This is a genomic window from Lewinella sp. 4G2 (assembly GCF_001625015.1).
Classification (GTDB): Bacteria; Bacteroidota; Bacteroidia; order Chitinophagales; family Saprospiraceae; genus Neolewinella.
Genome location: NZ_LVWJ02000014.1, coordinates 3872135 through 3897303 on the forward strand (window position 1 = coordinate 3872135; position 25169 = coordinate 3897303).

Annotated in this window: 21 protein-coding genes; 14 read left to right on the forward strand and 7 right to left on the reverse strand. The window is 55.3% G+C overall.

Annotation, left to right across the window (positions count from 1 at the left end):
* Nucleotides 1–69 precede the first annotated feature (69 nt).
* Together A3850_RS15885 and galK are read left to right on the forward strand one after the other, a co-directional pair.
* Nucleotides 70–795: a YebC/PmpR family DNA-binding transcriptional regulator gene (locus tag A3850_RS15885; RefSeq protein WP_068218667.1), complete on the forward strand. Its 726-nt coding sequence runs from the start codon at nucleotides 70–72 to the stop codon at nucleotides 793–795.
* A gap of 48 nt (nucleotides 796–843) precedes the next feature.
* Entirely contained in the window at nucleotides 844–1944 is a 1101-nt protein-coding gene (gene galK, locus A3850_RS15890) for a galactokinase (RefSeq protein WP_068218670.1), read from the forward strand.
* A gap of 99 nt (nucleotides 1945–2043) precedes the next feature.
* Here the strand turns inward: galK and A3850_RS15895 are convergent, their stop codons facing one another.
* The 3 genes from A3850_RS15895 to A3850_RS15905 are packed head-to-tail and all read right to left on the reverse strand — an operon-like array spanning nucleotide 2044 to nucleotide 4777.
* Nucleotides 2044–2748 carry a hypothetical protein gene (locus A3850_RS15895; RefSeq protein WP_157501292.1) on the reverse strand — a complete coding sequence of 235 codons (705 nt, stop codon included), beginning with the start codon at nucleotides 2746–2748 and terminating at the stop codon, nucleotides 2044–2046.
* Complete coding sequence (locus A3850_RS15900) at nucleotides 2748–4241, reverse strand: hypothetical protein (protein WP_068218676.1); 1494 nt, start codon at nucleotides 4239–4241, stop codon at nucleotides 2748–2750. The genes A3850_RS15895 and A3850_RS15900 overlap by 1 nt, the downstream gene beginning before the upstream one ends.
* Entirely contained in the window at nucleotides 4238–4777 is a 540-nt protein-coding gene (locus tag A3850_RS15905) for an RNA polymerase sigma factor (protein WP_068218679.1), read from the reverse strand. Before A3850_RS15905 ends, A3850_RS15900 begins: the two co-directional genes overlap by 4 nt.
* 285 nt (nucleotides 4778–5062) lie before the next feature.
* On the opposite strand from A3850_RS15905, the gene A3850_RS15910 reads away from it, so the two are divergent.
* The 12 genes from A3850_RS15910 to A3850_RS15965 all read left to right on the forward strand — a co-directional run bounded on the left by A3850_RS15910 (nucleotide 5063) and on the right by A3850_RS15965 (nucleotide 21468).
* Nucleotides 5063–8245 (forward strand): glycoside hydrolase family 2 TIM barrel-domain containing protein, encoded by a 3183-nt coding sequence (locus A3850_RS15910; protein ID WP_157501295.1) that lies wholly within the window; start codon nucleotides 5063–5065, stop codon nucleotides 8243–8245.
* 177 nt (nucleotides 8246–8422) lie between these two features.
* Nucleotides 8423–8824: a cytochrome c maturation protein CcmE gene (locus A3850_RS15915; RefSeq protein ID WP_068218685.1), complete on the forward strand. Its 402-nt coding sequence runs from the start codon at nucleotides 8423–8425 to the stop codon at nucleotides 8822–8824.
* A 137-nt stretch (nucleotides 8825–8961) separates the two neighbouring features.
* A complete protein-coding gene (gene ccsA / locus A3850_RS15920; RefSeq protein WP_068218688.1) occupies nucleotides 8962–11838 on the forward strand; it encodes a cytochrome c biogenesis protein CcsA in 2877 nt (958 codons plus the stop codon).
* Nucleotides 11839–11889: 51 nt separating this feature from the next.
* Complete coding sequence (locus A3850_RS15925) at nucleotides 11890–12312, forward strand: hypothetical protein (protein ID WP_068218690.1); 423 nt, start codon at nucleotides 11890–11892, stop codon at nucleotides 12310–12312.
* 189 nt (nucleotides 12313–12501) lie between these two features.
* Nucleotides 12502–13992, forward strand: coding sequence for a S41 family peptidase (locus A3850_RS15930; protein WP_068218693.1), 1491 nt, complete (start codon nucleotides 12502–12504; stop codon nucleotides 13990–13992).
* Nucleotides 13993–14021: 29 nt separating this feature from the next.
* Nucleotides 14022–14810 (forward strand): bifunctional 2-polyprenyl-6-hydroxyphenol methylase/3-demethylubiquinol 3-O-methyltransferase UbiG, encoded by a 789-nt coding sequence (locus A3850_RS15935; protein ID WP_068218696.1) that lies wholly within the window; start codon nucleotides 14022–14024, stop codon nucleotides 14808–14810.
* Nucleotides 14811–15003: 193 nt separating this feature from the next.
* Nucleotides 15004–15267 carry a co-chaperone GroES gene (gene groES / locus A3850_RS15940; protein ID WP_068218699.1) on the forward strand — a complete coding sequence of 88 codons (264 nt, stop codon included), beginning with the start codon at nucleotides 15004–15006 and terminating at the stop codon, nucleotides 15265–15267.
* Between the two features lie 60 nt (nucleotides 15268–15327).
* Nucleotides 15328–16971 carry a chaperonin GroEL gene (groL, locus tag A3850_RS15945; RefSeq protein ID WP_068218702.1) on the forward strand — a complete coding sequence of 548 codons (1644 nt, stop codon included), beginning with the start codon at nucleotides 15328–15330 and terminating at the stop codon, nucleotides 16969–16971.
* Between the two features lie 304 nt (nucleotides 16972–17275).
* Complete coding sequence (locus tag A3850_RS15950) at nucleotides 17276–17698, forward strand: GbsR/MarR family transcriptional regulator (RefSeq protein ID WP_231915339.1); 423 nt, start codon at nucleotides 17276–17278, stop codon at nucleotides 17696–17698.
* A 198-nt stretch (nucleotides 17699–17896) separates the two neighbouring features.
* Nucleotides 17897–18601 carry a succinate dehydrogenase cytochrome b subunit gene (locus A3850_RS15955; protein ID WP_068218707.1) on the forward strand — a complete coding sequence of 235 codons (705 nt, stop codon included), beginning with the start codon at nucleotides 17897–17899 and terminating at the stop codon, nucleotides 18599–18601.
* Nucleotides 18602–18634: 33 nt separating this feature from the next.
* Nucleotides 18635–20629, forward strand: coding sequence for a fumarate reductase/succinate dehydrogenase flavoprotein subunit (locus A3850_RS15960; protein WP_068218711.1), 1995 nt, complete (start codon nucleotides 18635–18637; stop codon nucleotides 20627–20629).
* A 74-nt stretch (nucleotides 20630–20703) separates the two neighbouring features.
* The gene (locus A3850_RS15965) at nucleotides 20704–21468 is read left to right on the forward strand and encodes a succinate dehydrogenase/fumarate reductase iron-sulfur subunit (protein WP_068218713.1); all 765 of its coding nucleotides are present in this window, start codon (nucleotides 20704–20706) and stop codon (nucleotides 21466–21468) included.
* Nucleotides 21469–21604: 136 nt separating this feature from the next.
* Here A3850_RS15965 and A3850_RS15970 read toward each other — a convergent pair whose 3' ends face one another.
* The 4 genes from A3850_RS15970 to A3850_RS15985 form a co-directional block, all read right to left on the reverse strand.
* Nucleotides 21605–21961, reverse strand: coding sequence for a CoA-binding protein (locus A3850_RS15970; protein WP_068218716.1), 357 nt, complete (start codon nucleotides 21959–21961; stop codon nucleotides 21605–21607).
* A gap of 30 nt (nucleotides 21962–21991) precedes the next feature.
* On the reverse strand, nucleotides 21992–23482 hold the full coding sequence (locus tag A3850_RS15975; protein WP_068218719.1) for a GH3 auxin-responsive promoter family protein: 1491 nt from the start codon (nucleotides 23480–23482) through the stop codon (nucleotides 21992–21994).
* A 13-nt stretch (nucleotides 23483–23495) separates the two neighbouring features.
* Nucleotides 23496–24425 (reverse strand): lytic transglycosylase domain-containing protein, encoded by a 930-nt coding sequence (locus tag A3850_RS15980; RefSeq protein WP_068218722.1) that lies wholly within the window; start codon nucleotides 24423–24425, stop codon nucleotides 23496–23498.
* A 127-nt stretch (nucleotides 24426–24552) separates the two neighbouring features.
* A complete protein-coding gene (locus A3850_RS15985) occupies nucleotides 24553–25026 on the reverse strand; it encodes a DUF2452 domain-containing protein (RefSeq protein ID WP_068218725.1) in 474 nt (157 codons plus the stop codon).
* Between the last annotated feature and the right edge of the window lie 143 nt (nucleotides 25027–25169).

Genomic DNA, 25169 nt, shown 5'->3' on the forward strand with positions numbered 1-25169 from the left:
ACAAGGAAGGGTGACGGCTTCTATACTACCCAGCAAAACCCTATCTTCGCCGACCTAAATTTAAGACTCATGGGACGCGCATTTGAATACCGCAAAGCGGCAAAAATGAAACGTTGGGCCGGCATGGCCAAGGCCTTTACTAAAGTGGGCCGGGAGATCAATATCGCCATCAAGGAAGGTGGTGCGGACCCCGACTACAACCCCCGTCTCCGCCTGGCCATCAACAATGCCAAGGCCGTCAACATGCCCAAGGCCAACGTTGATGCCGCCATCAAACGAGCGACCGATAAGGACACTTCAGCCTACGAGGAGGTCACCTTTGAGGGCTACGGCCCCCACGGGATCGCCGTCTTCGTGGAAGCCACCACGGATAATAACAACCGCACCGTAGCCAGCATCCGCCACGCCTTCAGCAAATACGGCGGGCAAATGGGTACCAGCGGTTCCGTCGACTACATGTTCAACCGCCGCGGCCAGTTCATCGTGAAGCAGGAGGACCTCGAAGGAAAAGACATTGAGGAGCTGGAACTGGAGCTAATCGACGTTGGCCTGGACCGCATCGAAACGGACGAAGATGAGACCATTTTCTACACCAGTTTTGAGGACTTCGCCGGGTTCGGCCCCGAATTGGAAAAGCTCGACGTAAAGGTGAGTAAGGCAGAACTCGTCCGCCTACCCACCCACACGAAGAAACTGACGGACGAAGAGGTAGAAGATGTCTACAAGCTCATCGAAAAACTCGAAGAGGACGACGACGTGGCCAGCGTATTCCACACCCTCGACGAAAGCGAATAATTTCCGTTCCCCACTTGGTACCTACCCCGGTGCCGAAAGACATTGAATATGGTCGTCCACTCTCCCGGCAGGATCAACATCATCGGTGAGCACACCGACTACAACGGTGGCTACGTCATGCCGGCCAGCATCGATAAGGGTATTCGTTTTGAAGTAGAGCAAATTCCCGGAAATTGGTTACAGCTTGCCGCCAATGACTTGGATGAAACCTTTGTTCTCAAGTTACCCGTTACCGGCAAAACTGGAACCCTCTGGGTGGACTACCTCGCCGGTATTGTGGACCAATTCCAACGAGCCGGCCACGAAATTCCGGGCTTGGAAATCAGCTTTGGGGGTGACATTCCCCGCGGCTCCGGCATGAGTAGTTCGGCCGCACTCGAAGGCGGTATGGCCTTTCTGCTAAATGAGGCCACCGGAGCCGGATTTACCCGCCCCGAGCTCGCCCAACTCTGTCAGCGCAGCAGCAACGAATTCCTGGATATTCCATCTGGAATAATGGATCAGTTCGCCAGTTTGAATGGTTCCGCGGAAGGTCCCATCCTCCTCAACTGTGCCACACTTGACTTCAGTCAGGTATCCGCGGATTTACCCGGTTACTCCTGGGTACTCATTAACTCAATGGTCACCCACGAGTTAAGCGGTGGGGAATACCACGTTCGAGTGAGGGAATGTAAAGAAGCCCTGGCGGCCCTTCAGATCAAGTACCCCACCCTTTCTTATCTGAGTGAAGCCACGCCGGCACAACTCCAAACCGTTCTGGCGGAGCTTCCTGCCAACGTCGCGAAACGTGCGAATTACGTCATCGCGGAAAACCAACGCATACACGCTATGGCCGAAGCCCTCAAAGAAGGTAATGCTACTAGGGCCGGCGAAATACTGAATGCTACTCACGTCGGCTTGCGGGATGAGTACGAAGTCAGTTGTGCGGAGGTCGATTTTCTCCAGGAAAAAGCTACCGAGGAGCTGAGCGACCTAGTTCTTGGATCCCGTATCATGGGGGGAGGCTTCGGGGGTTGTACTCTCAATTTGATCAAGTCCGAATCCGTCGAAATGGTCGTCGATCACCTAACGGCTGCTTACCAGCAAGAATATGGCCTGACGCCAGAAGTCTATCCGGTAGCCATTGGGGCGGGAACGCATTTGGTGTAGCCGGCTACGTGCAAATAGATAGAGATCTGCTAAACGGAACCGGTCGCGCTCTCAGGCAGACTGGTCTGAGCTTAGTGCCGTTAGTTTGGATACGACCTGCTAGAACGGCACGAAGAGGCGACCAACGGCCTCCGGTAGATTGTAGCTCACCGTTGCTTCCAATTCTTGCATTACGGCATCCTTAATGATGATGTCAAAGTATACTCCGGGAATACCAATTATCTCGGCGCTACTATAATCCACGCCGGTGACTTCAACGGTGCCTTCACTAAGGGCAAATAAAGTTGCGAAGAAAAGAGCGTCGGTATCAACGTTCATCGATAGGGTCACCTGGCCAGGTTCCGTCCCAATTTCGTAAACTCCTTCCCGCAGCGAGATCCGAACTACTTCTTCATTGATGAAGCACATATCCGTCAGAGTAATTTCGGTTAAGAACTCTAGGTAAAAGTCCACCTTGTCTACTTCTCGGGAATAGCTTTGGGAGTCGTCGCTGGTTAGCAACCCGCAAATGTCTCGGGCGGACCCCGTGCTCGGCCGGGAGGCGGTTAGATAGCTCACTACGCTTAATCCGAAATTCCTGCCCCAGCCATGGGGGTAGCGTTCCGCTGCGTGGAGATTGGTCTCATCATCAGAGATGTCATAGTTAAAGGAGATGACTTCTTCCCGTGGGCCAATCAAATCACCCCGCACGAAGATGCGACCATCCGGCACCACTTCGGGCGCGGGCGCGGCCTCATCCTCCACTAGGCAGGATGACAATCCGACGGCCAGTAAACTAGCCAGGAACACATTTAATAATCGCACTAGAAACGCTGTTTGATACCCAACCTAATGGCCGTCGTCCTCAGTTCGAGGGAAGACGCCGTGGTTGGTTCGGGGAGTAAGTTCAAAAGACCTAAATCATATTCGGCAGCAAACCAGGTATTCTGGTAAAGCCGGTATTCTGTAGTAAGAAGGGTGCCAAAATCCCAATCACGAACCTGGGCGCCAGTCTGGTCAAAGACCAGCGCACCATTAGCAGCAGTACTGGAATAATTCACCTCGCTGCGAATCTTGGATACTCTGGCGCCTATACCAACTTCAAGCTGGGGTAGCACCCTGTAGTAGCTCACCAACGAAAGATTCAGCGCATTCATTTCGTCGACCTCCGCCGTCTGGACGACCGTTACGGTTTCGCGGACGGGTGACAGTAGCATCAGGTTACTGGAAGCGACCAGCACTTCTTCGCGATTAATCGAGTGATTGCCATAGCTGGTAATTCCGCCGCGCAATCCAAGGCTGAGGCGATCGGAGAGTTTTCGGCGCGCTTCCGCGTACCCGTAAAACGTTGGGGTGGATAGTACCAAACCGTCCTGCCGACCAATGTTGTACTGGAAGCCTCCTGCCACGGCCAGCGAGGTGGGATTGCTACTTCCTTGGAATGCCGTTTTCGTGTTTATGCTCACGCTTTGCACTTCCGGAAGAGTGGGCGTTTCTGCCGGCACCCCAAGATCCGAGGCTGTAGTAGTTGGGATCAGTGGTGACGAAGCGACCCTTCGCCGTACCTCCTGAGTTTGCGTTACTCCGAGCGGTTGACCTACTGGATTTGGATTGAACGTGTTTTGAGCAACGGTCTTCGGAGTACCCTCCGCCTTAATTTGATTAGTCGTCTCATTCAGTGGCGGGACTGATTCAAAATTGGTGGGATCAGACGTAACTGATTGTTGCACTGGATCAAACTGCACGGAACCTTGAGTATTATCCGTCAGGTTGCTACGCAGACCAGCTGATCTACCCTTCACTTCGCTACCAGCGCGTGAGCGGTCACCCGAAAATTGTTGCTGACTGGTTGAACCGAGGTCAGTTCTCGGTGCTGCGGTCTCATTAGGGCTTAGTGTAGAAGTCGTACCAGCAGCGGCAGCTCCAGCCTCATCCAGCGAAGTGCGCGCAGGCTGCTCAATTTCAGACGTTCTACTCTCGGCAACTGAATTGGAATTGAGCGCGGTGGGAGAACCCTCGGTGAGTTCAATCTGCGATTCCTTATTTAGTAACTCCACTGCATTATCCTCATCCAGGTAGACAAAGCAGTAGTACAATGCAATGAGGAGGGTCACGCCGATACCGGCAACAAGCCAAGCCAACTTAGAAGCGCCAGCCGCAACTGCGGGAGTTCCCACTGCACCACCTTTCGCGCCAGCGGCAGCAGCGGAGCGCATGGCTTCAAACTGCGCAAAGTGAGCATCGTTACTTTCACCCGTTTCCAGGTTACGTAAGCGAGCGCCCAATTCCTCCCAGCCTTGTTCCTGCGGGTCTTTCACGTTAGTTTCAGCTTAGTGACGGCAGCCTGCAGTTGTAGACGGGCCTGCCGCAAATGGTAGCGGCTGTTGGTTTCGGTAATGTTCAGTTTCTTAGCTACTTCGGCGTGGCTGAATCCTTCAACCCCAACGAGATTGAAAACGGTACGCGGTACTTCGGGTAGCCTCCGTACAAGTACCAACAAGTCTTCTACGCCGAGGGTTTGTAGTGCGGCGGGGTCGATGGCCGCCGTGTTGTCCACGGGTAATTCCGCGTAGGCGTGGTTCCTTTTGATGCGCAGCTGGCTCAGGCATTCGTTGACCGCGATGGCTTTTAGCCAACCGCGCAGACTTCCGTCACCACGGAATTGCTGAAGGTTTTTGAAGGCGGTCACGAAAGTCCGATTAAGGTAGTCAACGGCTTGTTGTTGGTCCAGCGCGTACCGGGAGGTGACCCCGAGCACGACTGGGAAAAAAGTGTCATAAAACAACCGTTCCGCCCGCGCGTCACCTGCCAGGCAGCGGCTTACCAGGTCTTCGTCTCTTGAAGCCCCCGGCAATGAAGGTGTATGTCGCGTCGGTGTAATAGGGATAAAGGGGTGTTCATTTCCGGATCGATGCAAGCGGCGGTCTTTCTGGAGAGAACTAATAATGACGCTTGCTTCGGTGACGCATCTAAAGTAGGGGCGCGTGAGTCCGTTGAGTATATTTTTTTGAAAAACTTTAAGACTTAGGGAATCCGCAGGACCAATCCGACCAATTTTGACCCCGTAACCCCTGCTGTCCAAGCCTCAATCATAGTACTTTGGGGCGTGGCTCTGGCCGCATTTGAATTCCTTTTATCCATGGCTCACCCAGTTCTTCGCGATATGTTCCCCAAGTATTTAGCCGCCCTATTGTTGCTCGCCTTTTTACCCGGCACCCGCGTCAGCGCCCAACAGCGATACGTGCAGAATCCGCAAACGTTCAACGTGAATCGTTTGCCGGCTCACGCGACGCTGTACCATTTTAACACGGCCGATGACGCTCGCCGCCACCAAAATCTCGCCGGCCGTACGAACTTGAGCGGGCGCTGGAAATTTCAATTCCAACCGCACGGAAATAATGCGCTGCCGCAGGTGCAAAAAAAGGTGGATAGTGGCAACTGGAGTGAAATTTCCGTACCCGGCAACTGGGAGATGCAGGGCTTCGGCATGCCGATCTACACCAACTGGGAATATCCGTTCCGGCCCGCCGCCCTACCCTACGTACCGAGCAGCCAAGGCAAAACCGAACACGACGCCAACCCGATGGGCCAGTACCACCGGACCTTCGACATCGCCGACTACCAACCGGAAGACCGACAGGTCATCCACTTCGGCGCCGTCAGTTCGGCCTTCCACGTGTGGGTGAACGGGCAGTACGTGGGCTTTAGCCAGGGCAGCCGGACGCCGGCGGAGTTTGACATTACGGATCTGGCACGCGCCACGGGCAACGAAGTCTACGCCGAAGTGTACCGCTACAGCGCCGGCTCCTACCTCGAGGACCAGGACCACTGGCGGATGTCCGGCCTGCACCGCGAAGTCTACGTGCAGAGCACACCGCGGAATTACCTGAGCGACCTTTTCGCCAAACCCACCATTAAAAAAGATGGCACTACCGGCCACTTGCGGATCGAACCGCGGGTAGAATACCGCAACCCCGCAAACGTAGAAGGCTACACGTTGGAAATGCGGCTGTATAATCCGGATGGGGACCAGGTCAGTACCCCAGTAAGCAAACCACTCGCGCCCGTCACCGACTACCTGAAACGGGGCGCCTACCACGGGCCCTACGGCGTGCACCGCTTCTACAATCTGGAAATGGACGTGCCGCGGGTAGCAGCCTGGACGGCCGAAACTCCCAACCTCTACCGCCTGGTGGTAAGCGTAAAGAACGGCCTCGATGAAGTAGTGGACAACGTCGGCCTCAACGTAGGTTTCCGCAACGTGACCTGGGGCGCCGACGGCCTTAAAGTGAATGGAAACGAAGTCATTCTCTACGGCGTCAATCGCCACGACCACTCCGCCACCAACGGCAAGGCCGTGACCCGCGCCGAAATTCGGGAGGACCTCCGCCTGATGAAAGCCTTCAACATCAACGCTATCCGGACGAGCCACTACCCGAACGACCCTTACCTATACGAATTGGCGGATTCCGTTGGCCTTTACGTGATAGACGAGGCCAACGTCGAAACCCACAAGGTCGGCAGCATGATTAGCAGCATGCCGATGTTCGCCGGGGCCATGCTGGACCGCGCCATCCGCATGGTCGAACGCGACAAAAACCACGCTTCCATCATCAGTTGGTCACTTGGTAATGAGGCCGGGACCGGAACTAACCACGCCGCCATGGCCGCCTGGATCAAGAACCGGGATGGGAGCCGTTTCCTGCACAACGAAGGAGCGTCTGACGGTAGTTACCAGATCCCCGAAAGCGGCCTGCGCAAAGACCAGGCCTACGTGGATGTCCGCAGCCGCATGTACGCCTACCACCCGACGATGGCCGCACTCGCCAGTATGGAAGATGACCCACGCCCCATCATCTACGCCGAGTACGCCCACGCAATGGGTAACTCCTCCGGCCACATGGACACCTTCGTCAACCTCTTCCGCGAGTACCCCGCCTTTGCGGGTGGCTTCATCTGGGACTGGATCGATCAGGGCCTGGAACAAACCGACGAAAAGGGAGAGGTCTACTATGCCTATGGTGGCGACTTCGGCGAGGATATCAACGACAATAACTTCCTCGCCAACGGGCTAGTCTACTCGGACCGGACGCCGCAGCCTTCTCTCTACGAAGTGAAACACGCCTACCAACCGGTCACCTTCAGCGGGACGGTGGATGACATTGTGATCACCAATTGGTTCGCCCACACAAACCTGAAGCATTATGACTTAGCCGTGCGGATAGTTAAGCCAGAGGGCACCTTGGAAATTGACCGCCGCCCCGCGCCCGACGTGAAGCCGGGTGCCTCGGTTCGGATAAATGATTGGGCTCGTTTACTACGGGAGAATGAAACGAGTGGCTATTTGGAATTAGCTCTTCTCCAGAGCAATCCGGCGTTTGGCCGGCCGGCGGGACACGAAATCGCATTTGGTCAGTTGAACCTTCCGAAAAGCAACTATTACGATAGCATGCTGGAGGTGCCCGAGCCAATAGCATCCTTTCAAAAATCTCCTGCCGGCCTCTATTTCATTTGTGGGAAATACGAGGTTCTGGTTAATGCAAGCTCTGGAGTCATTGAACAAATTACCAGTAGGGACCGGGAGTTACTGGCAGCACCCCTGCGTCCCAACTTCTGGCGAGCGCCTACGGACAACGACAAACCCGCCGGTCTCGCCAACCGATACGCGATCTGGAAGGATGCGGAACCTACTTTAGTCGAACACACCTATAAAGCTAATACACTGTCGATTACGCGCGCTTACCTCGACGGTAAAGTCTTGGAAACAGTGGAAATTTCCGCAGGTAGCAGAGGCGGCATACACTTCGCCTTTTCAATCAACAAAGCACCGGACGCGAAAGAGGTACCTGGCATCTTCCGCTACGGGCAGCAGACGGCGATTGCCCGGGAATACGCTACGGTCAATTACTACGGCCGGGGCCCGTTCGAAGCCTACGCCGATCGCTTCCAAGGCGCTCGTATCGGTAATTATACCCTGCCGGTAGCGGACCTTAACGGACGCTACATCAAACCGGCGGAGACGGGGAACCGTATGGACGTCCGCAACCTAAAGCTTACCGGCGAAGGCGTTCCCGAGCTACTGGTCCGGGGCATCTACGGTGGTTTCAATTTCAGTGTCTGGCCCTACACCCAGGAAACCCTGGAAAAGGCGGAACATACCAACGAACTCACCCCAGCTGAATACCTGACGCTCAATCTGGATTACGGCCAGATCGGCGTCGGCGGCGATAACTCCTGGATGTGGAGTGCCCAACCCTTCCAGGAGCACCGCTTGGAATGGGATGGCGCGCCCTACGCTTATGGGTTTTCGATTGGGAAGTAGCCGGCCGGTTCCCGATCTCCGGTCGGGACGCTCGAAGTAAGGATGAAGTCTTTCAACCTCACTACAAGATAATCCCGACCGGAGGTCGGGAACCCACCGGAACCGGGGGAAGCTTTACCCTACCCTGACTTGCGCCTTTACCCCGCGCCGTAGCTTTGCGAGGCAATAGCCTCAAGCATGAAAAAATCCTATATCCTGGCCGCTATCATGGTCCTCGTCGCAGCGGTGCTCGTCCTGCGTGGCGGTGGTACCGACGTGGCCGCCTACAGCAATTTCGCCGAAGCCTCGGTGACGGATGCCAAAGTAAAACTGGTGGGCACCCTCGTCAAGGACAAACCCATGGATTACGACCCGCTCGTCAATCCTGACCTCTTCAGCTTCTACCTGAAGGACGAAGCTGGCACGGAGCGCAGAGTCAACCTGGCCCAGGCCAAGCCCCAGGATTTCGAGATGTCCGAAAGCATCGTCCTAACCGGCAAAATGATTGGCGACGAGTTCCTCGCCACCGACATCCAGATGAAGTGCCCCAGCAAGTACAAGGACGAAGAGTCCATGATCAAAGAACTCACCGAAAGCTAAAGGCACAGCCGCCTTAAAGCGCAGCGTCCCAAAGGCGAAGCCGTCCTAAAGCGCAGCGTCCCAAAGGCGAAGCCGTCCTAAAGCGAAGCGTCCTAAAGGCGAAGCCGTCCCAAAGCGAAGCGTCCTAAAACACCCCAATGCAAGAAATCCAATACATCGGTGAGCACCTCGGCCCCCGCTACGTCGGCCACCTGGCGCTACTCATCGCATTTTTTGCCGCTTTTCTCAGCACCGTCAGCTACTTCATCGGTACGCGCTTTCGCGACGAGCGTTTGTACGGAGGCAAGTGGGCCCGGCTCGGGCAGCTAAGTTTTCTCGTTCACGGCGCGGCCGTCTTCACGGTGATCGGAACGATCTTTTACGCGATGCTCAACCAGTACTACGAGTACAACTACGTGAGCAGCCACGTTTCGGGGGATCTACAACAACGCTACATTTTCTCCGCCTTCTGGGAAGGCCAGGAGGGCAGCTTTTTGCTGTGGATGTTCTGGCACGTTATTCTTGGCTACGTCCTGATGGTCACGGCGCGCAAGTTTGAGCGGCCGGTAATGACGGTCATTGCTTCGGTTCAGCTGGTGCTAGCGAGTATGATCCTGGGCGTTCACTTTGGCTTTGGGGATTACCTCGTCAAGATCGGTAGTAGCCCCATGTTGCTGCTACGCGAAACAATCGCCGCCCCCATCTTCCAGCAGGCGGATTACGTGTCGCTGCTCAAGGGAAGTGGCCTGAACCCCAGCCTCCAGAATTACTGGATGACGATCCACCCGCCCACCCTTTTCCTCGGCTTCGCCAGTACGATCGTGCCCTTCTCCTTTGCGATCGCCGGTCTTTGGTTGAAGGACCACAAGGGGTGGCTAAGGCCGGCCCTCAACTGGGCACTCTTCTCCGGCGGCATCCTTGGCATTGGCATCTTGATGGGCGCCGCGTGGGCCTACGAAGCCCTTAACTTTGGGGGGTACTGGGCCTGGGACCCGGTGGAGAACACCAGCCTCGTCCCCTGGCTACTGCTCATCGCGGGCATCCACACCAACCTCATCGCCCGGGCTACCGGGCAGGGGATCCGGGCGACCTACATGTTCTACCTGGGCACTTTCGTGATGATCATTTACAGCACCTTTCTGACGCGTTCGGGAGTACTGGGTGATACGTCGGTACACGCCTTTACGGAGATGGGTCTGGAGGCACAATTACTCTTTTTCCTGTTATTCTACGTGTTCCTGAGCATCGGCATGATGGCCTACCGTTGGGCCTCCGTACCCGCGCCGGAGAAGGAAGAAAGTGTTTCCAGCCGGGAGTTCTGGATGTTCGTAGGTAGCCTCGTACTATTCATGTCCGCCGCACTCATGACGGGCGCGACTAGCCTGCCGGTTTACAATGAGATCCGCCAGTACTTCGATCCGGTTTTCGACGGCATCGTACTTACGGACCCCGAAGAACACCACAACCGCTTCCAGATCTGGATCGGTATTTTTATCGGCATCATCTCCGGCGTGGCCCACTTTCTGCGCTGGCGGGAGCGGGACTTCTCCAAGCACTATAAGTCTTTTCTCCTCCATACCGGTGGCGCTGTCGCGGGTACCGTGTTGATGGGTTGGCTGACGCTGCAGTGGATCGACGCCGGCCCCTGGCAGTACAAGGCGATGCTCTTCAGTGGGTGGTTCGCCGTGATCACGAACCTGGATTACCTAATCCAATTTGCCCGGAAGGATACGAAGGTCTTCGGTTCCTCCCTCAGCCACATTGGGTTCGGCTTGATGCTGCTTGGTATCCTCGCCAGTGGAGCGAACAAGCGGATTATCTCCAACAACCAGTTCCTGATGGAAGGCCTTTCTGCCGACGACGAACTGAAGCGAACCACCATCATCCTCATTGAAGACGAGCCGATGGTGATGGAGAACTACGAACTCACCTTGCGTGGCGATACCATTGATGGGTACAACCGCACCTACTTCGTCGACTACCGGAAGATGGACGCCGCCGGCCGCGTCATCGAGGAGTTCCAACTGGAGCCCAATCTGTTGTACGACAAGAAATTTGAGAATATCGCCATCACCAACCCCAGCACGAAGCGTTATTGGGATAAGGACATCTTCACGGTGATCATGTCCCTCCCCGCCGAGGAACAGAGCATTAAGGAAAAGGAAGCGAAGGAGGATAGCTTGCAGTACAACGTCTACAACCTGGCCGTTGGCGAAAATTTGGTTTTCAAGGATACGTTGGAGATCCGCCAACCAGACACCTTTATGGTCCGGCCCTTTGAAATGGAGTTGACCAACTTCAGCCGTTCGCCGCGCCATCCGGATTACGTGGCGGAGGCCGGTGACATTGGCGTCAGTGCGAGTGTAAACGTGAGTCGTTACGATGCGGATACCACCTTCCCCGCCCAAGTGGCGCTGGTACTGCGGGAGGGTCTGCTTTACCACTACCCCGCCCAGATCAACGAGATCAGTACGCGCGTGAAGATTGATGAATCCATCTTCAGCCAGCTCCTGGTGCCGGAGGATTCCTTGAACTACCAGGAGATCAAAGTGAAGCCGGGCGAGCAGTTCAAGTTTGGGGATCTGGACGTTACCCTGCGCAGATTCCAACCCCAACCCAAAGTTGATCACTACCAATCCGTTGAAGGCGACATTGCCGTCAGCGCGGTGCTGGACGTAACCCAGAACGGTGAGCCCGTGGCTGAATTGCAGCCAGTCTTTATCATCCGGGACAATTCACCCAGCCGGGTACGGGATGAGAACCGAAAGTTGGGCCTCTACGCCAACCTCGTCAACCTGGACCCGCAAACGAGTGAGGCTACCCTCCTGGTGGCTCAGTCCGAAGCGCGGGGAGAGATTTCCGTTCCCATCGCCGTAGCTACTAAATCTGACCGTTCGGACTGGCTGGCACTGCAAGCCATTGAGTTCCCGGGCATCAACCTGTTCTGGATCGGCACGATTGCGATGATGCTGGGCTTGCTCATCAATATGGTCCTCCGCATCCGGGAGAAGCGGCGGCGCGCGACGGCAGCTTGATAATGTTGAGCGGTCAGTCCTTTCGTTGGCTCTGGCCCATACCTTTAGGCTATGAAGTTTCGCTACCGGAAAGTCCGTGCCCTCGTTGTGACGTTCCTTTTGGTAGCCGCCGTGATTGCTCTTAATAGCTGGCGGGAGGGTCATTTTGACCCTAGCGGTCTCAATGTGTACCTCATTGTTGGAGTGGCCCTGCTGGTGTTTACCCTGAAGTACGGTACGTACATCTTCAATAAGTACCGAATCACCGCTCAAGAACTCACAATTAAAAGACCTTTTCGATCTGCCATCGTAGTTCCCTTTCCCCTCATCAAAAACGTCGTATTGCGGAACGACTCGAAAGCAAAGCGTGGTGGGGAGCTTTACGGCCAGGTTGTCATCTGGTATGGTGACTCTCAGCAGCTCGTCCTTGAGTTAGATGATTTGCGGTACGGGGAGGAATTCGTCCGTATGCTGAGGGATCGGCCTTCTGCGTAACTCTAGCCATCCCAATCGGTGGTTTCCATTCCTAATTGCTCGGTCAAATGCTGGGCACCTGCGGCAGCGCCCCTGAATTTTGGCTGATTGCACGGCTTAAGAATTAGCTAAAGTAGAGCGGGTGACAGGCCGTAAACAGCGGGATCGGTTATATTTAGTTTTCAATTGTACCTACCTACCCTAGTGACGATGTTCAAAATTTTTCTGGCCTTCCTTCTGGGAACCACTACGCTCGGGGCGCAGGACAGCCTTTCTGACGCTTACGCGCTGGAACTGCTGCGCACGCTTACTGATACGATCGGGTATTACCACCCCGCAGCTCAGTATCCCGACGACCGGGCCGCGTACGAGGAAGCTTACGAGCGTGCTAAAAAGCGGCTACTTGGCTCCACTGCTGCGCCGGGAGATAGCATTGGCATTCAGGCATTTGTCTTGGCAGCGGGTGAAGTGCAACGGCAATTGCGGTGTGGCCACCTCCAGCTGTACCCCGTGCGCGGTAAAAAGTATAATAAGGAAGTGCGTCGGCGCCGTCGGTATGCAGCCACGTTAACGAGCAACGACAAATTTGTCCTTACCCGCCCCTTTTTTACAGGAATCGACACACTACCCAGAGGCACCGAAATTCTGACTATCGATGGTCGCCCCGCCCTGGAACTGATCACCGAACTGGCCACCTTCCGTGGTACCAACGATGAAGGGTACGAAGGCGCCACCATCGCCAACACATCCCGGGGGATGAGCAGCTTGTACCAGTCGCGGTACGGACGTAAGGACACACTGTACCTGACTTACCTCGATCTGGTGTCGGACGAACCCAAATCGATCGCCATCGGAATGGCGCTCACCGAAGCGGAACTGGCCGAGCTACCGGAGGATGAACCGGAACCAACGAAAAAGGAGAAGAAAGCCGCTAAAAAGGAAAGAAAAGCGACGCTGCATACCAACTACATAAAGCTGAACAAGTCCGAGGACAGTACGGCCTGGATTCTCCGCATCAGTAGTTTCAGCGGTAAGGCTTACCGTTACGTCAATTTTAATAAAATACTGAAACGCAAATTTGACACCATCTCCGCCAGCGGGCTCGATAAACTGATTCTGGATCTCAGGTACAATGGGGGTGGCGACATTGTCAACGCCCGTACGCTGGTGCGGTACTTTGCTGAAGCGCCTTTTGCCGTGACGGATGAGGTCGTTAGCACCTCCCCCACCGCTAACGGAAAGGGGTTTTTCAACAAAGCCCAGCTCAGGATAATGGGCGGCGTCCGGAAACGGGAGGATGGCGTCTATCATTTTAAGGTGGCCGAAGCTACCGTCAAACCCTTTAAGGATCGATTCTCTGGAGACGTGGTGGCCATCATCAACGAAGGCTCTTTTTCCGCCACTGGCATCGTAGCCAACGCGCTGATGGAACTGGACGCCGCTACCGTGATCGGCACCAGAACCGGTGGCGGCCGCAGTGCGCTTTTTGGCGGGAAGATCCGCGACCTCAAGATTGGTGACCCAGACGAGATCCAATTTCAGGTGAGGGCGCCCAACTGGCGCTACGTCCCCCTCAACGCCACGCCCGGCACGGTCACGCCGGAGATCATCGTTCCCATTACCAAGCAGGATCTGCTGGATGAGGTTGATCCCCAAATGAATGCCGCGCTGGAAATCCTCAACGGGCGCACCGTGCGTTAAATATTGGCGCAAAGCTTACCTTCGCCGCCATGCACGAACGCCACCGCAATCGTAAACAATACTTCCAGGAGCAGGCCCTGACAACCCGTCAGTTTGTCATCCCCTACGTGGAGCGCACGATGCCCGTGAACGAGACGACACGCGTCTTCGAAATCGGCTGTGGGGAAGGCGGCAACCTGGTCCCCTTCATCGAGCGCGGCTGCGAATGTGTCGGCGTTGACATCCTTCAGACCAAGATTGATCTAGGCAACGAATACCTCGCGGAATTCACGCCGGGAGGCAACTACGAACTCCTCATTCAGGATATCTACGATGCCAGCGCCGAACGCCTCGGTAAGTTTGACCTCATCGTGCTGCGCGACGTCATCGAGCACATTCACGATCAGGAGCGATTTCTGAGCATGGTCCACCGCTACCTTAAACCGGGCGGTCGCATCTTCTTCGGTTTCCCGCCGTGGCGGATGCCTTTTGGCGGTCACCAGCAGGTCTGTCAGAATAAGTTGCTCTCAAAATTGCCCTGGTTCCACTTGCTTCCAACCGGTGCTTACCGCCAGGTCCTCAAGCTAGGCGGTGAAACCCAGAAGCAAATTGATGACCTTGTGGAGATCAAGGAAACGGGGATCAGCATCAGCCGCTTTTCGCAATTGGTGCAAAAGACCGGTTTCAAGTTTGACCAGAAAGACCTCTGGTTCATCAACCCGAACTACCAGGTGAAATTTGGACTTGCGCCCCGCAAACTGCCCGGGCTCCTTGGTGCCTTCCCTTGGGTAAAAGACTTCTACACCACTTGCTGCTACGCGCTCATCAGTGCCAAATAAGCGGGCGCTGCCGCGGGTGCCAGGCAAAGGGTAAAATGGACCCGTCCGCTAACTGACAGAATAGACTGAAAAATTGTCGGGCTACTCCGTAAAGGGAGGGTGGCACGACCTATGCAGCACTCCGGTGGGCCATTCCGTACGATCCGGATGAGCCGCAGAAAATTATCCATTTCATATAACTAAATACGTAAGCATGAAGCCGATCAACGATCGAGTAGTAGTCAAAGCCGCCCCCGCAGAAGAAAAAACCAGTGGTGGTATCATCATTCCCGACACGGCCAAAGAGAAGCCCCAACGCGGTGAAGTAGTGGCCGTCGGCCCCGGTAAGGATGGCAACGCCATGACCGTTTCCGTAGGTGACACCGTCCTGTACGGTAAGTACGCCGGCCAGGAAGTAACCCTGGAAGGAAAAGACTACCTGATCATGCGCGAGGACGACATCCTCGTCATCGTCTAAGAGCAGGACGACTCCCGCTCCCCCACGAATCCATTTTAATAACTACAACTATATACAATTATGGCTAAGGAAATTAGCTTTGACAGATCCGCACGCGAGAAACTGCACGCCGGTGTGGATGCCCTCGCAAACGCAGTAAAAGTGACACTCGGCCCCAAAGGTCGCAATGTCGTTATCCAAAAATCCTTCGGTGCCCCCCAGGTAACCAAGGATGGTGTGACGGTCGCAAAAGAAATTGAGCTCGAAGACGCCGTCGCCAACATGGGCGCTCAGATGGTGAAGGAAGTAGCTTCCAAAACCGCTGACATCGCCGGTGACGGAACGACGACCGCCACCGTGCTGGCTCAGGCCATGATCCAGGCCGGTCTCAAAAACGTGACCGCAGGTGCCAACCCAATGGACCTCAAGCGCGGTATCGATCAGGCGACGAAGGTGATCATCGAAAACCTGAAGACCCAGAGCGAAGTCGTGGGTAACGATTTCGACAAGATCCAGCAGGTAGCATCCATATCCGCTAACAACGACAACGAAATTGGCGGCCTTATCGCTGACGCCATGAAGCGCGTATCTAAAGACGGTGTCATTACCGTCGAGGAAGCGAAGGGTACCGATACCTACGTTGAAGAGGTGATGGGTATGCAGTTCGACCGCGGTTACCTCAGCCCCTACTTCGTAACCGATACGGAGAGCATGGTAACGGAATACGACAACCCGTACGTACTGATCCACGACAAGAAGATCAGCAACATGCAGGACATCCTGCCCGTACTGGAGCAGGTGATCCAGAGCGGTCGCCCGCTGTTGATTATTGCCGAAGACATTGAATCTCAGGCACTCGGTGTATTGGTAGTCAACCGTCTCCGCGCCCAGTTGAAGGTCGTTGCCGTAAAGGCTCCCGGTTTCGGTGACCGCCGCAAGGCCATGCTGGAAGACATCGCCATCCTTACCGGTGGTACCGTCATCAGCGAAGAGAAAGGCTACAAGCTGGACCAGACTACGATGGACCTCCTCGGTACCGCCGAGAAGATCACCGTCGATAAGGACAATACGACCATCGTTAATGGTGCCGGTTCCCAGGAAACCATCAACGGCCGGATCGGACAGATCAAGCAGCAGATTGAAACCACTACATCTGACTACGACCGCGAGAAGCTCCAGGAACGCCTGGCCAAGCTTGCCGGTGGGGTGGCCGTCCTCTACGTAGGGGCCGCTACTGAAGTAGAAATGAAGGAGAAGAAGGACCGCGTCGACGACGCCCTCCACGCTACCCGCGCCGCCGTTGAGGAAGGCATCGTAGCCGGTGGTGGTGTCGCTCTGGTTCGTGCCATCAGTGCCCTGGAGGCAACGAAGGGTGAGAACGAAGACCAGAACATTGGTATCCAGATCGTCCGCAAGTCACTCGAGGCGCCCCTTCGTACCATCAGCGACAACGCTGGCGTAGAAGGTTCCGTAGTACTGCAGAACGTCCGCAACGGCGAAGGTTCTTACGGCTACAACGCGCGCACCGACGAGTACGGCGACCTAAAGGCCCAAGGTGTAATTGACCCCACGAAAGTGACGCGTATTGCACTGGAAAATGCAGCATCCATCGCTGGTATGGTCCTCACCACTGAGTGTGTCATCAACGACAAGCCAGAGCCCGAAGCGGGTGGCGCCGGTGGCCACAGCCACGGTATGCCCGGCGGAATGGGTGGCATGATGTAATTGCCCGGTTACCTACGGTGACCAAACTGTAAGACTAGAGCCTGTCGGAATCCTTTCCGGCAGGCTCTTCTTCTTTGGTGCTATTCACTTTAACTGGCGACTGGGCTACATACTAATTGGATTTAATTTCAGGCACACTTAACAGGTAAAGACCTGAAACAAGAAATACCCAGAATAAACCGAGGCCTGGTAAACCGAAATTGTCCTTTCAGTATTATTTGAAAGTATGGAATTAGAGGAAGGAAAACAACGGTTCATTGAAGCTTGGGGAGCACTCGGAAGTAGTTGGGGGGTAACTCGGACGATGGCACAGATCCATGCTTTGCTCTTGGTGTCTAGCGACCCGCAGAGTTCCGATGACGTGATGGAAGAACTGAAGATCAGCAGAGGCAACGTCAACACAAACATGCGTACCCTGGTGGAATGGGGCCTGGCCTACAAGAAGCTGATTCCCGGTGAACGCAAGGAATACTTCATTGCCGAAAAGGACATGTCCAAAGTGGTGAAGAGCATCGTGATCGCCCGCAAGAAAAGGGAACTGGAACCAATGCTCCGCTTACTCGATGAACTGACCGGCGTCGAGGGCCGCACCGCCGAAGCCGACGAATTCCGGGAAGTCGTTAAGGACCTCAAGCTTTATAGCCACAAAGCAGACTCAGCACTGGACGCACTGGTCAAAATGGACAGTAATTGGTTCTTCTCCACCTTTCTGTCTATGATCAAGTAATAGGTGTTAAATAGTTGACTTACAAGGGCTTGCTGTGGAATACAGAACCGCCTATCAGAGACGAGGGAAACTGTGTCACACAGACCCATTACTTAGAAACTGTCTAAACAAAACACCCCCGGGTATCCCCGTACAACCAACGACTTAAATCCGACCTTTAAGCACTAGTTTTGCGAAGTTTTGCTAAACTCAGTCACTATGAATTCTTGGATTGTCCGGTTCTTAACCTCCAGTATTGGGAAGAAGATCATCATGGCCCTCACTGGCCTTTTCTTGATCACCTTCCTGGCCGTCCACCTCGCTGGTAACCTGCAGTTGATCATGGCGGCGGATGGAGGTCAATCCTTTAATGAGTACGCGTACTTTATGACGAATAACCCCGTCATCAAATTCACGAGCTACGGCTTATACGCTTTCATTTTACTGCACGCAATTCAGGGTATTCTTCTTTGGCTTAACAACAAGAAGGCACGGGGAGCTACGGGTTATGCCGTGAAAAATGACCGGGTAGCTTCCGCCACCAAAAGCTCCATCTACATGGGTTCTTTGGGTACAGTTATCCTGATCTTCATCATTGTACACATGGTACAATTTTGGGCACAAATGAAATTCACGGATAACGTCGGGCTAGTCAACTACGGTGCTGAATATGACGTGAAAGACCTCTACACCCTGGTTAAAGGGGCATACACTAACATCTGGTTTGTCATTTTCTACGTGGTGAGCATGATCATGATTGCTTTCCACCTTGCGCACGGCTTTGAATCCGCTTTCCAAACCCTTGGGCTTAACCACCCAAAGTGGTCTCCCTTCATTCGGGTCATCGGCCGAGCTTACAGCATCCTGGTTCCGCTAGGGTTTGCGGCTATTCCGATCTTGATGTACATCCAGAACCAGCAGTAGCATAAACTATCACCCCCAAAATTTCTCCCGATCATGGCTTTACAATCTAACGTACCCCCCGGCGAATTAGGCAGTAAGTGGACGAAGTACCGCTCCTCCATGCCCCTCGTGGCCCCGAATAACAAACGCCGTATCGAAGTGATCGTGGTGGGTACCGGCCTGGCCGGTGGTGCCGCTGCTGCTACCCTCGGTGAGCTTGGCTACAAGGTGAAGGTTTTCACCTTCCACGATAGCCCCCGCCGCGCGCACTCCATCGCCGCACAGGGTGGTATCAACGCCGCTAAGAACTACCAGAATGATGGAGACTCCGTCTACCGTCTCTTCTACGATACCATTAAGGGTGGTGACTACCGCAGCCGCGAATCCAACGTGCACCGTTTAGCGGAGGTAAGCGTCAACATTATTGACCAGGCCGTAGCTCAGGGGGTTCCCTTCGCCCGTGAGTACGGTGGTCTTCTCGCCAACCGCTCCTTCGGTGGCGTGCAGGTAAGTCGTACGTTCTACGCTCGGGGACAGACGGGGCAGCAATTACTACTTGGCGCCTACCAATCTCTCAGCCGGCAGATCAGCCTCGGCAACGTCGAGTTGTTCAACCGCCACGAAATGGTTGACGTCGTCAAGATTGATGGTAAGGCCCGCGGCATCATTGCCCGAAATCTCCTCACGGGCAAGTTGGAGCGCCATGCCGCCCACGCCGTTGTGCTGGGTACCGGTGGCTACGGTAACGTGTTCTACCTTTCCACGAACGCGATGAACTCCAACGGTTCCGCTGCCTGGCGCGCCGTCAAAAAGGGTGCCTACATGGCCAACCCTTGCTTCACGCAGATCCACCCGACCTGTATTCCCGTATCCGGCGAGTACCAGTCCAAGCTCACGCTGATGTCCGAATCCCTGCGGAATGACGGCCGGGTTTGGGTACCAAAAAACCTGAAGGACGCCGCCGCCATCCGCGAAGGCAAAATGCGCGGTGTAGACATTCCCGAAGCTGATCGTGACTACTACCTGGAGCGTCGCTACCCTGCCTTCGGTAACCTCGTCCCCCGCGACGTAGCCAGCCGTGCCGCGAAAACGGCCTGCGACGAAGGACTCGGCGTAAGCCCCACCGGCCTCGCAGTTTACCTCGACTTTGCGGACGCCATCGTCCGTTACGGCAAAAGCCGTGCCACGACCCTCAACGAATACAATGCCTCTGAGGAGCGTATCAAGGAATTGGGTACGGCCGTCGTCGCTGAGAAATACGGTAACCTTTTCGAGATGTACGAGAAGATCACTGGTGAGAACCCCTACCTCGTACCAATGAAGATCTACCCCGCCGTCCACTACACTATGGGTGGTTTGTGGGTAGACTACAACCTGCAAACAAACGTCCCCGGTCTCTTTGCCGCCGGTGAAGCTAACTTCTCCGACCACGGTGCCAACCGACTGGGTGCCTCTGCTTTGATGCAGGGTCTGGCGGACGGCTACTTCGTCCTCCCCTACACCATCGGTACCTTCCTCGCCAACGAGATCCGGACGCCGAAGATCGATCCGGACAGCCCGGAATTCATGGCCGCTGAGAAGGAAGCCACTGATCGTATCCAGCGGGTGATGGCCATCCAGGGTAACCAATCCGTGGAGAGCTTCCACCGCCGTTTGGGTAAGATTATGTGGGAGTACTGCGGCATGGCCCGCAACGCCGAAGGCCTCACCAAAGGCCGCCGCATGATCCGCGAACTGCGGGATGAGTTCTACAGCGATGTGTTCGTCCCCGGCAGTGCCGACGAGTACAACCCCGAGCTCGAAAAAGCACTCCGCGTGGCGGACTTCATGGAGCTCGGCGAACTGATGATGCTCGACGCCCTCGACCGGGAAGAAAGCTGCGGTGGCCACTTCCGCGAAGAGCACCAGACCGAAGACGGAGAAGCCCTCCGCCGCGACGATGAATTCGCCTACGTTTCCGCCTGGGAATGGGATGACAACGACCCGATCCTGCACAAGGAAGAACTCATCTTCGAGAACGTTGAATTGAAAACCAGATCTTATAAATAGTCTTCAGTCTGTAGTCTATAGTCTATAGTGGGCTGTAGACTATAGACTATAGACTACAGACTAAAAACTTCACCATGAGCGCTGATAACATGACCCTGACCCTCAAGATCTGGCGGCAGAAAAACATGAACGCCAAGGGCAAATTCGAGACCCACACCATTAATGGCGTATCCACGCACATGTCCTTCCTGGAAATGCTGGACGTCCTCAACGAGCAGATCATCCACGATAAGGGGGAGCCCGTTGCATTTGAGCACGACTGCCGTGAAGGAATTTGTGGTACCTGTAGCCTCGTCATCAACGGTTACCCGCACGGGCCACAGCAGTACACGACGACCTGCCAGCTGCACATGCGCCACTTCAATGATGGAGATACCATCACCATTGAGCCCTGGCGTTCCAAGGCCTTTCCCATCGTGAAGGACTTAGTAGTTAACCGTGATAGCTTTGACCGGATCATTCAGGCCGGCGGCTTCATCTCCGTCAACACCGGCCAGGCGCAGGATGCTAATGACATTCCCGTCGAGAAGGATCAATCCAACCACGCAATGGATGCTGCCACCTGTATCGGTTGTGGCGCTTGTGTTGCTGCTTGTCCGAACGCCTCAGCGATGCTGTTCACCGGCGCGAAAGTATCTCACCTCGCCCAGCTGCCGCAGGGTCAGGTCGAAGCTTCCCAGCGGGCTCTCCGCATGGTGGAGCAGCACGACGCGGAAGGATTTGGCCAGTGCTCCAACATCACGGCCTGTGAAGCAGAGTGCCCCAAAGGCATCAGCGTTGAGCACATCGCTCGCCTTAACCGGGAATACATTGCTGCTTCCGTTGCATCCACGAAGTAGGCAGCTGCTTAGGGTCTTGATAACCCTCCGCTAATTGAGATTACGAAAAATTAGGCCACGCCGCCCCTCACTCCTAAGAGTTGACCGGGCGGCGTGGCCTTCTTTATTAGCGCTTGCTTTACATCGCAATCCGGCTTCAGTACTGTCCACTTGCGAGCAGCACCAGCGTGCAGGCCACCTCGGTTTCAATCCCCGCCTCTTGCGCCAGCTTTGAAAGCTCGGGGTTTTCCGTCCCCGGGTTGAAGATGATGCGCCGCGGTGCCATCCCCACCAACCAATCATAGTATCCGGATTGGTTCTTTGGCCCGACGTATAGCGTCACAGTATCGACGTCACCAATTTCTGGTAGTCCGTTCAAGATTTCGGCACCTGCGACAGCGCCCTGCTTAATGCCGACGTTGACGATTTCGTGGCCGGCGCCAACCAGACGGTGGGCCGCAATATTTGCGTAGCGAGAGGGATTCGGGGTAGCACCGAGGATTAGCGTTTTCATGCTCAATAAACGCAGGCGAATAGCGGATGGTTACGAAAGAACCGTCAGCGCATCCGCAATTTTCCGGTCGTTACTAAGGCGGGGAACTTTGTTTTGGCCACCTAGTTTACCCTGGCTGCGCATGTACTCCCGGAAGCCTCCGGGAGCTACGGGAGTAATGACTAAGGGTTTGAGTACCCCGCCGGAGATTAAATCCTGGTAGTAGATATTTTGCTGCACCATGGCTGCGTCGAGATCCCTGGCGAAGGCGACTGCATCGTTGGGAGGAGTTGCGTATTCAATGAACCACTCGTGGTAGGGCGTCCCTCCCCCAGCTGGATTTATCTGGGGTGCCACAGTGAATTCAGTAATCTGGACCCGGTGTTTGTCCGCCACCCCGCGCATCGCCGTTTCTACCTCCTTGCCAATCACGTGCTCCCCGAAAGCCGATATAAAGTGCTTGATGCGGCCGGTGACGCGCAGCCGGAAAGGATCCTTGCTGATGAATTCCACCGTATCCCCAATGTTGTAGCCCCACAGCCCGGCATTGGTGTTGAGAATGATGGCGTAATTGACCCCAACCTCAATTTGCCCCAAATGGAGACGGGTTGGGCTCTCGTTGAAGATCTCGTCCGCCGGAACAAACTCGAAAAAGATGCCGCTATCTGCATTGAGTAGTAAGCCTTCGGAATCCTGACTATCCTGAAAGGCAATGAAGCCCTCGCTTGCGGGATAGGTCTCGACGCTGGGGATGCGGCCACCGACCAGCGCCTCCAAGCTTTTGCGGTAGGGCTCGAAGTTGACGCCGCCGTACACGAACATGGAGAGGTTCGGGAATAGCTCCAGAATGGTATCCTTTCCACTCCGTTGCAACAGCCGCTCGTAGTACATCTGCACCCAAGGTGGGATGCCCGAAATGAGTCGCATATCGGCATCGATCGTTTCATCGACAATGCGGTCAAGCTTGGTTTCCCAATCCTCGATGCAATTGGTTTCGTAGGAGGGCAGCTGGTTCGTGCGCAGCCAGGCCGGAACCTGGTGGTTGACGATACCGCTGAGGCGCCCCGTGGGGATGCCATTCGTTTCGGACATCTCGGGCGAACCGGAGAGGAAGATCATTTTCCCATCCAGCCACTTGCTCTTTTTCGTTTCCGCAATGTAGTTGAAGAGCGCATTGCGCGCCGTGCCGAAGTGGTTGGGAATGCTTTCGCGCGTGAGCGGGATGTACTTTACCCCACTCGTCGTGCCCGAGGTTTTGGCGAAGTACTTCGGTTGCCCGACCCAGGAAACGTTGGCCTCTCCGTCACGAATTCGATCGGCGTAGGGCTTAAAGGCTTCGTAGTCGACGATGGGTACCCGTCGCTTGAAATCCTCGTAGGTGTCGATGGCGGCAAAATCGTGGTCCCGACCAAAGGCCGTTTCCCGCGCGGTGGTAACGAGATCCTGGCGGATGAAGTCCTGGGACATCACCGCCCGGCTAGCCATTTTTCGCAACTGGCTGCGGACGAACAAGGCGTAGGGGCGCAAAAGGGTGCCTTTCATAGGTCGGGTGGCTTTACCGGGGGAGTTTGATCTCGTAAGAATTCCCCGTGCTGATGGGCAGGCTGCCCGCCACGAGCCAGGGATTGTAGACTTTCAGTTTCCGGTAGGTCGTGTTGTTGGCCTTGGCGAATTGCCCCAGGTCGGCAATGCTCTTGGAGACCGTGACGGTTTCGTAGTTATTCAATACGGGGTAAGCGTCGTCCGGACCGAGGGAGTAGCCGAAGGATTCGGGGTCTTCCAGAATGGTTTTAAGGGCTACGATGCGGAAAACGTAAGCCATGGTTTCCTTGTTAATGTCCAGCTCAAATATGTTGTCCGCGCTCTGGCGTTTGCGCCATTTGCGTACGTTCGGTCCGCCCATATTGTAGGCGGCGGCTACCCAGCGCCAGTCGCCGAATTCTTTGTAGTAGTCCTTCAGGTACTTGGCGGCGGCGCGCGTGGCCTTCTCCAGGTGATAGCGCTCGTCCACTTCCGCGTTGATCTCCAGGCCGTAGGATTTACCCGTTGGAGCCATGAATTGCCACACTCCCTTCGCGCCGGCGGGGCTGACGGCATTGTCGAGGCCAGATTCCGCGACGGCGAGGTACTTCAAGTCAGTCGGCACGCCCTCTTCGGCCAGGATCCGCTCGATTGTTGGGAAGAAGCGGGGTTTACGTTTTAGCAACAGCAGTGTGTTGCGGTGGAAATACGCGTTGCGTAACAGCTCCATATCGAGTCGCTCCCGTACGTCGAAGTCGTCCATTGGAATGGGCTCACCGGCAAAATTGAAGGGGCCGGTCAGATCCACCGGGCGCACCATTTGGGGTAGCTGGGTGGATTTTACCGTTTTGGGCTGCCGCTCGTCAACCTCGGGCAGTGTATCCGAAGTGTTCAGGCTGAGGAAGAGGAACCAACCAATAAGGATGGCCAGGCCGAAGCCAAGGCCGGTGAGTAGATGCTTCATGGGAGACGGAGTTTGCGTAGACGAAGGTAAGTTACTCCGTGGCCACTTTATTGCGCATCGTTCAGGAATTCCGGACGAAGTCCGATGAGTCACGGTGGCGCTATACCCACGGCAGAAACCATTCAGGTTACTCCTGAGCGTCCGCTTTTTTCAACACGTCCCAGGTGTGGTCTCCCAGCAGCTTCACGGTAGCGATGTACGTGTACGGCCCGTTGGGTCCCCACTCTTGCGGGCTGACCATGCTGAGGACGTTGCCGCCCGATTTCTTTTCGTAGAGGTAGTAGGTCCGGCTGATGATGGGGTCGATACCCATCTGCGCCTGGTAAATTCTTTCGGAGATAGACATCCGTTGTTGGATGGCGTTGGCCTGCTTGGCCAGCAGTTCGATCTGGGCTTTGATCTGGTCCAGCTGCATGTCCGTTTGCTCGTACATGGCCGTCATGGCCAGGCCCTTCACCTTGCCGGCGTCCATTGGTTTGATGGTCGCGCCACCCCGTTCGTGGGCGTACGGCAGCAGGTGCGGGTTTTCCGCAATCTTGTCTCCGTCGATGGGGTTGATGATCAACTCCTTTTCGGGCGTTCTTTTCTCTTTTTCGGCCATTGCAGCATTAAACCCGGCGGTGCGATTTTGGTTTTCCGGCGCAACTTAAACCTGAGGGCTAAAACATCTTTTCATCGGACACCTTCAGTAGTCGGCGCCAGCTTACGTTATTGTAGTGCAGTCTGGGCGCTGCCGCAGGTGCC